This is a genomic window from Collinsella sp. SGI.033 (genome assembly GCF_050315135.1).
In the GTDB taxonomy this organism is placed as follows: Bacteria; Actinomycetota; Coriobacteriia; order Coriobacteriales; family Coriobacteriaceae; genus Collinsella.
This window is the reverse complement of the sequence record NZ_JBNPOK010000036.1, coordinates 1-8126: the sequence shown is the minus strand read 5'-3', so window position 1 is coordinate 8126 and position 8126 is coordinate 1. Positions and strand designations below refer to the sequence as shown.

10 protein-coding genes are annotated in these 8126 nt (G+C 57.1%); 5 read left to right on the top strand and 5 right to left on the bottom strand.

Translation table 11 applies throughout. The features are described 5' to 3' along the window. Positions 1-1270: 1270 nt before the first annotated feature. Positions 1271-1690, top strand: a complete 420-nt coding sequence (locus tag ACQRC0_RS08490; RefSeq protein ID WP_427729263.1) for a YjdF family protein — start codon at positions 1271-1273, stop codon at positions 1688-1690. On the opposite strand, the gene ACQRC0_RS08485 is transcribed toward ACQRC0_RS08490, so the two are convergent. After that, positions 1642-2172, bottom strand: a complete 531-nt coding sequence (locus tag ACQRC0_RS08485) for a DUF4143 domain-containing protein (protein ID WP_427729261.1) — start codon at positions 2170-2172, stop codon at positions 1642-1644. The genes ACQRC0_RS08490 and ACQRC0_RS08485 overlap by 49 nt on opposite strands. Next, on the bottom strand, positions 2124-2504 hold the full coding sequence (locus ACQRC0_RS08480) for an ATP-binding protein (protein ID WP_427729259.1): 381 nt from the start codon (positions 2502-2504) through the stop codon (positions 2124-2126). Before ACQRC0_RS08480 ends, ACQRC0_RS08485 begins: the two co-directional genes overlap by 49 nt. A 355-nt stretch (positions 2505-2859) precedes the next feature. Here ACQRC0_RS08480 and ACQRC0_RS08475 point away from each other — a divergent pair, with 355 nt between their 5' ends. Further along, the gene (locus ACQRC0_RS08475) at positions 2860-3438 is read left to right on the top strand and encodes a hypothetical protein (RefSeq protein WP_427729257.1); all 579 of its coding nucleotides are present in this window, start codon (positions 2860-2862) and stop codon (positions 3436-3438) included. Here ACQRC0_RS08475 and ACQRC0_RS08470 read toward each other — a convergent pair. After that, positions 3404-3673 (bottom strand): hypothetical protein, encoded by a 270-nt coding sequence (locus ACQRC0_RS08470; RefSeq protein ID WP_427729255.1) that lies wholly within the window; start codon positions 3671-3673, stop codon positions 3404-3406. The genes ACQRC0_RS08475 and ACQRC0_RS08470 overlap by 35 nt on opposite strands. Before the next feature lie 177 nt (positions 3674-3850). On the opposite strand from ACQRC0_RS08470, the gene ACQRC0_RS08465 reads away from it, so the two are divergent. Next, the gene (locus ACQRC0_RS08465) at positions 3851-4642 is read left to right on the top strand and encodes a hypothetical protein (RefSeq protein ID WP_427729253.1); all 792 of its coding nucleotides are present in this window, start codon (positions 3851-3853) and stop codon (positions 4640-4642) included. Between the two features lie 240 nt (positions 4643-4882). Beyond that, positions 4883-5296 carry a helix-turn-helix domain-containing protein gene (locus ACQRC0_RS08460; protein WP_427729252.1) on the top strand — a complete coding sequence of 138 codons (414 nt, stop codon included), beginning with the start codon at positions 4883-4885 and terminating at the stop codon, positions 5294-5296. 185 nt (positions 5297-5481) lie between these two features. Here the strand turns inward: ACQRC0_RS08460 and ACQRC0_RS08455 are convergent, their stop codons facing one another. After that, entirely contained in the window at positions 5482-6405 is a 924-nt protein-coding gene (locus ACQRC0_RS08455; RefSeq protein ID WP_427729265.1) for an alpha/beta hydrolase, read from the bottom strand. Between the two features lie 104 nt (positions 6406-6509). Next, on the bottom strand, positions 6510-7274 hold the full coding sequence (locus ACQRC0_RS08450) for a carboxymuconolactone decarboxylase family protein (protein WP_427729250.1): 765 nt from the start codon (positions 7272-7274) through the stop codon (positions 6510-6512). Positions 7275-7628: 354 nt separating this feature from the next. On the opposite strand from ACQRC0_RS08450, the gene ACQRC0_RS08445 reads away from it, so the two are divergent. Beyond that, a complete protein-coding gene (locus ACQRC0_RS08445) occupies positions 7629-8069 on the top strand; it encodes a MerR family transcriptional regulator (protein WP_427729248.1) in 441 nt (146 codons plus the stop codon). Positions 8070-8126: the final 57 nt, after the last annotated feature.

The following is an 8126-nucleotide window of genomic DNA, read 5'->3' as shown; positions in this document are numbered from 1 at the left end:
ACATAGAGTGTCAATGCAGCGATAAAGGTTAGCACCCTGCATTTTTTGCTCATGGCATCTCGCTTTCAAAGTCTTTTGAATCTGAGCTGGGGCATGCATGCGCTTGCTCAGATTTGGTGTTAGCGCCGGGCGATTTTAGCCGCTAATAGTCAACCGATTTTGACCAATCCCGGTCACCGAATAATGGCCACCGTGCCTCCCCGCCGCCACTACGCTGGTGGCGCCAACACGCCGCCCTCGACAGGCTGCTCGAAAAGGCGTCGGTGTTCGTGATGCGGGGCCCGAGCTACCGCGGCAGGGGGCTCGACACGTACTCGGTGGAGGCCGTCCCCCAGGCGGTGAAGGTGAGGGGGATCCAGCCCGAGGGGATGTAGGAATGCGATAGGAAAGTCATAGATGCGGGCGTGTTGGCCAAAATGGGTCGGCCGGGATTGGTCAATCTCGGCCGACTATATTTGGCTAAATTTTTCCGACACTAACATTGGTAAAAGGATACGATTGCGCCTCATTCTTATATAGGGTTTATTAAGGCAAATACAAGCAAAAGATGCAATAGCAAAATCATTGCTATTGCATATGGCTCTCTTTCCGCTCCTTTCTTAATTGGGACTTAAATCCTCCTGATAAGCAGGACGTTTTCGCTAAAGCGCTTATAAAAAGACGGCGCTGGGCCCAAGCCCACCTTGCATGCAGGCTGAAAGGCAGCCACTCAGCCCGGTACTGACGAAAACGGAGGGGCAACGGCGACATCTCCTCTGCCAATGCGAACGCAAACAACACCGTAAACAACAACATCCACAACAAGGGTAAGAAGCCTGCATAGGGCGGCTTTCCCATAAGTCATGGAGCTGACTGGGGCTTCGCTTGCGTCCGGATCGATTTGCGCGCGTTCGAACTCCCGCGCGAACGATGAGGACCTTCGTGAATGCATCCCTGATGAACAGAAGCGACGAGAGCCCCTTCTCGAGCATCGACTCAGAGCTAACGTCGTCTCTTGCTTAAACTCTCCTTCGCGGTTTCGAAACTCAAGGTCTTTTAAAGTTTCGAAACCGAGAAAACGATATGCGCAAGGGCACGTCGGGTGGTAAGCCCCAACCATGTCATGTCGCCAGCGATGAAGGGCACGTCTGCTCATGCTACAATCCAACCACCAGAGATGAAAACACAGTCCCCGTCGGGTAGTCGTGGGCGTGCGCTAGTCCGCATCAGTAACCTGCCTCCTTGGTTGTCCCTTCTCTGCATGGTCATCTACATAAAGGAGGAACCAACCATGCAGATCAGCGTGTCGTCCACCCTGACCGTATATCACGACGGCCAATTCTGGGTCGGGCTGGCGGAGCATGTCGAGGGCGGAAGGTATGGCGTCGCCCGCATCGTCTTCGGCGCGGAGCCGTCCGATGAGGAGATCCTGCGATTCGTTACAAGCGAATGGGAGAAGCTCTCGTTCTTCGGCGACAAGGCCACTGAAACAAGCAAGCCCGCGAAGAACCCCAAGCGACGCGCTCGCGAGGCAGCGAAAGCCCTTAAACGGCCCGCGGTGAGCACCAAGGCACAACAGGCGCTCGCGGCACAGCGGGAAGCGATGAAGCGGAAGTCGGCCCAAGCAAGAAGCCGACGCCGTGTGGAAGAGGCTGATGCGCGCTACGAGCAGAGAAAACTGAAGCGCAAGCAGAAGCATCGCGGGCATTGATCGCCATTCGCAGCAAGGCATTCCAGCTTTCCAATGCGTCCAACGCTGACCTTGTAACCCCGCACGCGAGCGTAGCGATAGACGATGTTCTCGAGGACAGGCCCGTAGTTGATGCGGTTGTCTGTATTGAGGACGAAGTAGAAGCTCAGGTCTGCCAGGTAGTACTTCTGCTCACCCCTTAGCGATTTTCGCGACTTAAGGTCAAAGCGGGCACACTTGCTGACGACCTCCGCGTCCTCGAAGGTTTGGAGGTATCGCGCAAGCGTCTCGCGTTTGATTTTCACGCCCCGCTTGCTCTCGAGGTCGGACTGGATGTTACTAAGCGACATGATGGCGCCGAAGTTGTTGATGACGTATTCGCGCACCTGGTTGAACACGGAGACGTTCTTGATCTTCACGTGCCTACGGACGTCCTTTTCGAAGATCTCTTGGATTACCGCCGTGACGTAAGCGCGCTTGTCGGCGAGCCCGGGGTAATCCATTGCCTTCGGGAAGCCCCCCCGAGGATGTAGGCATCGAATTCCGCGACCGGGTTCGGGCTCACGAGCAGTCCCAAGAAGCGCTTCATCTGGCAATACTCGCCAAAGTCCAGCGTCTGCATCTCGAATTCGATGTAGCACCCGGTTAGCTTCGTAGCCAGTTCGCCCGAGAGCAGGTAGGAGTTCGACCCGGTGATGAAGATGGAGAAGCCACCTTCGGTGCGGAACTCGTTGAGGACGTCCTCGAAGCCCTCGACGTTTTGCACCTCGTTGATGAAAAGGTACTCCGTCCCCGAGATAGCGAGCTGGGGCTCGATGAGGGCCCCGGGGCGCACCTTGAACCTCTTCCTGCCCTATGCGTCGAGCGCATCGGCGACGCCGCGCGCATTTTGGAGGCCCAGAACGAGGTCCTCTACGCTGAGGAGTGGAAGTTATCAGAGATTCCTGTAGTCGGAACCATGCAGGCCGACTGAGGGGCGGTCGCGATTCACCCTTTCACGTGCTTCAACGCCTCCTGCGCTTTATGTGGCCGTGAGATAATGAGTGGCGAAAAGGAGTGCGAGCATCTGCGGGCTATTATGCGAGGTGTCGGCGGTATCGCAAGCGGAATCGCCGACGGTTCTTTCATGCCTCAACTAGAAAGAGTCAGATCCGCGAGTAACCGCAGGCAAACCGAGAAAGGCGGGATGAATGAACGACAAGGATCTCGGCCTGCCAAGGCCGAAGAAATACGAGGGTGAGCAGTTCACTGTCGAAGATTACAAGACGGAAGAATACGCGGAGGCGCGGACGCTCGAGGAGGCCATCGCTATCCGGGGTGCTAAGGCGTTCCTCAGGGATGTGACTCCGGACGATTTCCTGGACGACTCTCCGCTGGGCGTCAAGAAGATCGGAATAGCGGACCTTTGGTCCGAATCCACCTGGGAGGAAGGCGAAACCGAGCGCGACGTGGACCTCGAGAGGTCGGCGGCCTCTCTCAAGGAGGGCGACCTTCTCGAGGTGCGTCCGTGCTCGGAGGACATCAGCGAATGGGGCTACAGGTTCCACCTGGCCGATGGATCCACAGTTCCCTACGAGCCCTACCACGATTACGACGACCAGCTATTCCAGAAAGCTCTCGAAAACCTTAACGGCGGCGAATGGCTCGCATGCCGCGTCAGAGAAGTATCCTGCTTCGGAGAAGACGGCATCGAAGACGATCCCGAGTTCTGCTGGCGAGTCTACTCATGCAAGGTCACGGTGTGTCGCGGCGGCTCGACGAGGGCGTAGCCCAGGTTAGCGCCGAGGCATCCCGAAGAGATCGTCTGGGCCCTTTCTTGCGCGTTGCGCGCTTTCCGGACAGTGGCACCTCGCCGAACCCGTTGAAGATCTCCATGACCAGGGCGAGCTGCCTTTGGAGGTCCGCATCAAGCTCATCGGCGTCGCACACGGCGAGGAGCCGCTCCGAAAGCCCTTTCATGGAATCGCGCAGCACCCGCTGCGTCCGCGCAACCGGCTGTTCCATCTTGGACCTCCTGTCTATTCGTACGAATATGCACGCTGATAATCCCGAGAATAATCGTACGTATCCGTACTTCAATAGAATCGCGTACAAACTCGTACGCTGATAGAATGACGCCAATTAAATACGCATGAGGGCAAGTGCACATACGCAGCAGAAAGCCAAAGAACGGAGGGGCCGATGCGTGGATTCGATAATGACGTGTTCAGCTTTAGCATAGGCGGGTTTTTTCAGGGGCACTCCTCCTTTGAGATCAGCAAAGACGGAGAGGCTTACTCTTTCCGCCACAGCCAGTCGCATCTTTTGGAGCAGGGAGAGAACCAGGGGATATTGGACAAGACGCAAGCCGATGCGCTCATGGCATTCCTCCGCGATCTTGGCACCGACGATTGGTTCGCCTACTACGATTCACCGGTGCTCGACGGCGAACAATGGAGCCTCTTCGATGGGCACGGCTCGCACGGGGGCTCTAATGCATATCCCAAAGGTTTCGAAAAGCTATTGAAGTATTTGGCAGACGAATTCGGCTGCGAGGAGATGAGACCGGAGACCGGAGAAACCTACGATGGCCCGACCGAGACGGAAGGCCTCGCGATGCTGGCTTTTTACAATCTGCCGAGTGCCGAAGGGGTCGGCCAAGGGCTCGAAGACGGTAAGGCTGACGGCGATCACAAGAAGTGGCCGCAAGCCATAAGGGATGCAAAGCGCGATTTTCTGCATGATGTATACGCCTTCGCGGAAGCATATCCCGAATACAAGTGCTATGGCGATATTCTGGCGCAGCATGGGTTGGAACTCGATATCGAACAGATCGTAAACCAGGACGTTTCCAAAGCAGATGCGAAGCTAGTCGTGGCCTCGATGATTGCAATCGCGAGATCCGATCGCTGGTGCGAGTGCGACGATTTCGGAAGATGCGTCGAGAACGGCACTTTCGCGCTTTGGACAAAAAGACTTCGCGAGCTTTTGTAAAGGCTCACAGAAGGCTTGGATTTGTCCCCAATCCCCTACGGTAGATAATGCGGGCCCATGGCGTCCGTAGGTAACAAGTAGCCACTGTAGGCAGCTGCACCATCCTGGTTTAACCGCTCATTCATAAAGTTTGGCACAATCGTGTGCACAGATCCCTCCATGCACATTCGTGCCGTCAATGGAATCGCGTACATTTGCGTACGCTGATAAAATGACGCCAATGAATCTACAGGAGGGCACATGGCGACAGGCGACAACATTCGGCGGTACCGCAAGGCGAAGGGGCTGACGCAGGCCCAGCTCGCCGATGCCGTGGGGCTCACCGAGGGCGCGATCAGGCACTACGAGAGCGGCATACGCGCGGTGAAGTCCGAATTGCTGGAGGAGATCGCGAAGGAGCTCGAGGTCTCCGTAGGCGCGCTCAAGGACTACGGAGTCGAGACGTCACGCGACCTCATGGCCCTGCTGCTGCAGCTGGAGGAGAGCTACGGCCTCGTGCCCAGCGAGGACGGCATGGGCCTGGCGGTCGACCCCAAAGCGCCGTATGCCCCAAAGCTCTCGCAGTCGATCAAGTCCAGGGCGAAAAAGCGCAAAGAGCTCGAGCACGGCGAAGTCGACGAGACCGCTTACGCCGACTGGAAGGCCTCTTTCTGACATTTCCTCAGGTAAATTAATGCTTTCTTGCGAACAGCCTCCTGTTTTTCGGAGGCTGTTCCATTATTCCTATATGAAATCGGCGCCCAGGAAGAACCGTTAGGGGAATAATTGCATGCTCGAATACGGCAAGGTTCGCGGCGTCATTCGACGGCATTCGGGGTTACCGAACCTGCGGAAACCGATTATCGCGTTTTATTATTCCCGTTTGCTGACCTGGGCAAATGCAATTGACGAGGGCTTGTATCTACTTCCTCAAAGAATGCCTTCAGCTTTCCAAACGGAATGATGTCCATCTGATCGTAAAGGTCGGTGTGGCTGGCACCGGGGATAATGAGCAATTCCTTGTTGTCCCCGGTCAGCTTGCCGTACGCGGCTTCGCTGAAATAGCGGGAGTGCGCCTTCTCGCCATGCACCAGCAACACAGCAGAGCGGATTACGCTGCTATATTGTAAAATCGGCATATTCAAAAATGACAGTGAGGACGTCACATTCCAGCCGCCGTTGGAGTTCAGGCTGCGGGGATGGTAGCCTCGCGGAGTCTTGTAGTAGGCGTAATAGTCCGCCACAAACTGCGGCGCGTCCTCCGGCAGCGGATCGGCCACGCCGCCCGCCAGCGCATAGCTGCTGTTTTTATAGTCCTCGGTGCGCTGCGCGTTCAGCGCTTTCCGCTTTTCAAAGCGCGCCTGCTCGGAATCCTCGGCGTCAAAATAGCCGTTTGCGGTCACGCGGGTCATGTCGTACATGGTCATAGCCGCGGTAGCTTTGATGCGGGTGTCGATGGCCGCCGCATTGACTGCCATGCCGCCCCATCCGCAGATACCGATGATGCCGATGCGCTCCGGATCGACGCTTTCCTGCACAGAAAGGAAGTCCACCGCTGCGCAGAAGTCCTCTGTGTTGATGTCCGGCGATGCTACATAGCGAGGCGTGCCGCCGCTCTCGCCGGTATAGGACGGGTCGAAAGCGATTGCGAAAAAGCCCAGCTCCGCCATCTTCTGCGCGTACAGACCGGAGGACTGCTCCTTCACCGCGCCAAACGGACCGCTGACGGCGATAGCGGGCAGCTTGCCTTCCGCGTTCTTCGGCACGTAGACGTCGGCAGCCAGCGCGATGCCGTATCGGTTGTGGAAGGTCGCCTTGCTGTGTTCAACCTTGTCGTTTTTGGGGAAGACCTTGTCTCATTCCTGCGTCAGTTTCAGCTGCTCCATGCCTAAGCCTCCTTGTCGGTCGCTTTAAGGTATTGCTCGTCGTCCACAGGCTCCAGCCATTCGCTAGAGGCCTCTTCGCCCGGAACCTCCACCGCGAGATGGGAGAACCAGCTGTCGGACGCGGCTCCGTGCCAGTGCTTTACGCCCGCGGGAATATTTACCACGTCGCCAGGGCGCAGCTCCTGTGCCGGTTTGCCCCATTCCTGGTAACGGCCTCGACCGGCCACGCAGACGAGGATCTGTCCCCCACCGCTCTTGGCGTGATGGATGTGCCAGTTGTTGCGGCAGCCGGGCTCGAACGTCACGTTGTAGACGCCGACCTGCTCGGTGGAAAGGGACGCGAGGTAGCTTTGCCCGATAAAGTACTTCGCAAACGCGTCGTTGGGGGCACCGACGGGAAAGGCCATTTCGTTTTGATGCTTAGCTCTTGCGTCGGCGGCATCGCTATCCGCCCAGACCTCCTTCGCCATGCGGAAGGCCGCCCACGCCTTGGGCCATCCCGCGTAAAACGCCGCATGCGTAAGGATTTCCGTTATCTCCGCCCTGGTCACCCCGTTGTTCTTTGCGGACATCAGATGATACTGGAACGATGAGTCCGTCAGCCCCTGCGCCATCAGGGCCACCACCGTCACCACGCTGCGGTCTCGAAGGGAGAGCCCGTCTTCTCGGCTCCACACCTCGCCGAACAGCACATCGTCATTGAGCTGTGCGAATTTGGGGGCAAAGTCCCCCAGGGCATCTCTGCCCGCTGTCTGCTTAATCGTCATGCTTGATTCCTCCCGTCGATGGTTTTGAGTGCAAAACTGCTTCCGCGCAGCTGAGCCGCGCCTAGACTCCCATGCCCATTCGTTGCGCTTGCTCAAGTGCGGGATGTCCGGCGATATCGCCCACACCGTTCACGCCGCCGGCGAAAACCGTTCCGGCAAGCGTGCGCCTTTGGCGAAAGCATCCGCCAGCGTCTCGGAATTGCCATTCTTTCGAGGACTTGAAGAGACCATCAAAACCGTTTTGCTCATTACGGAATACCCCTTGAACTCGCGATTCATATTGACGAGAATGAAGGTAATGCCTAAACCTGACTTTAGGTCAAGGAGTAAATTCGAGATTTGTCCGGAGGGACCATGTACACAATCGGACAGGTAGCGGAGATGTTCGGTCTGCCCGTTTCCACGCTGCGGTATTACGACAAGCAGGGGCTGTTCCCGGGATTGGGGCGGGCGTCGGGCATTCGCCGATTCGGCGATACGGAACTCGAGGAGCTTCGAGTCATCGAATGCCTGAAGAAGGCGGGGATGGAGATCAAGGACATCCGGCTGTTCATGGAATGGTGCGCGGAGGGCCCATCGACATATCCCAAGCGCAAGGCCATGTTCGAGGAGCGAAAGGCCCACATGGAGTCGGAGATCGCGAAGATGCACCGCGCGCTGGACATGCTGAGATTCAAATGCTGGTACTACGAGCAAGCGATTTTAGATGGCGGCGAGGACCGGCTGAAGACGCTGATTCCCGACAATTTGCCGGAGGAGATCAAAAGTGCCTACGAGAACGCCCACGCTCGATAATGCCATCTGCCTGAAATGGTCCGCAGTCAAGATGGGCTATGGGGATCGTGACGAGCC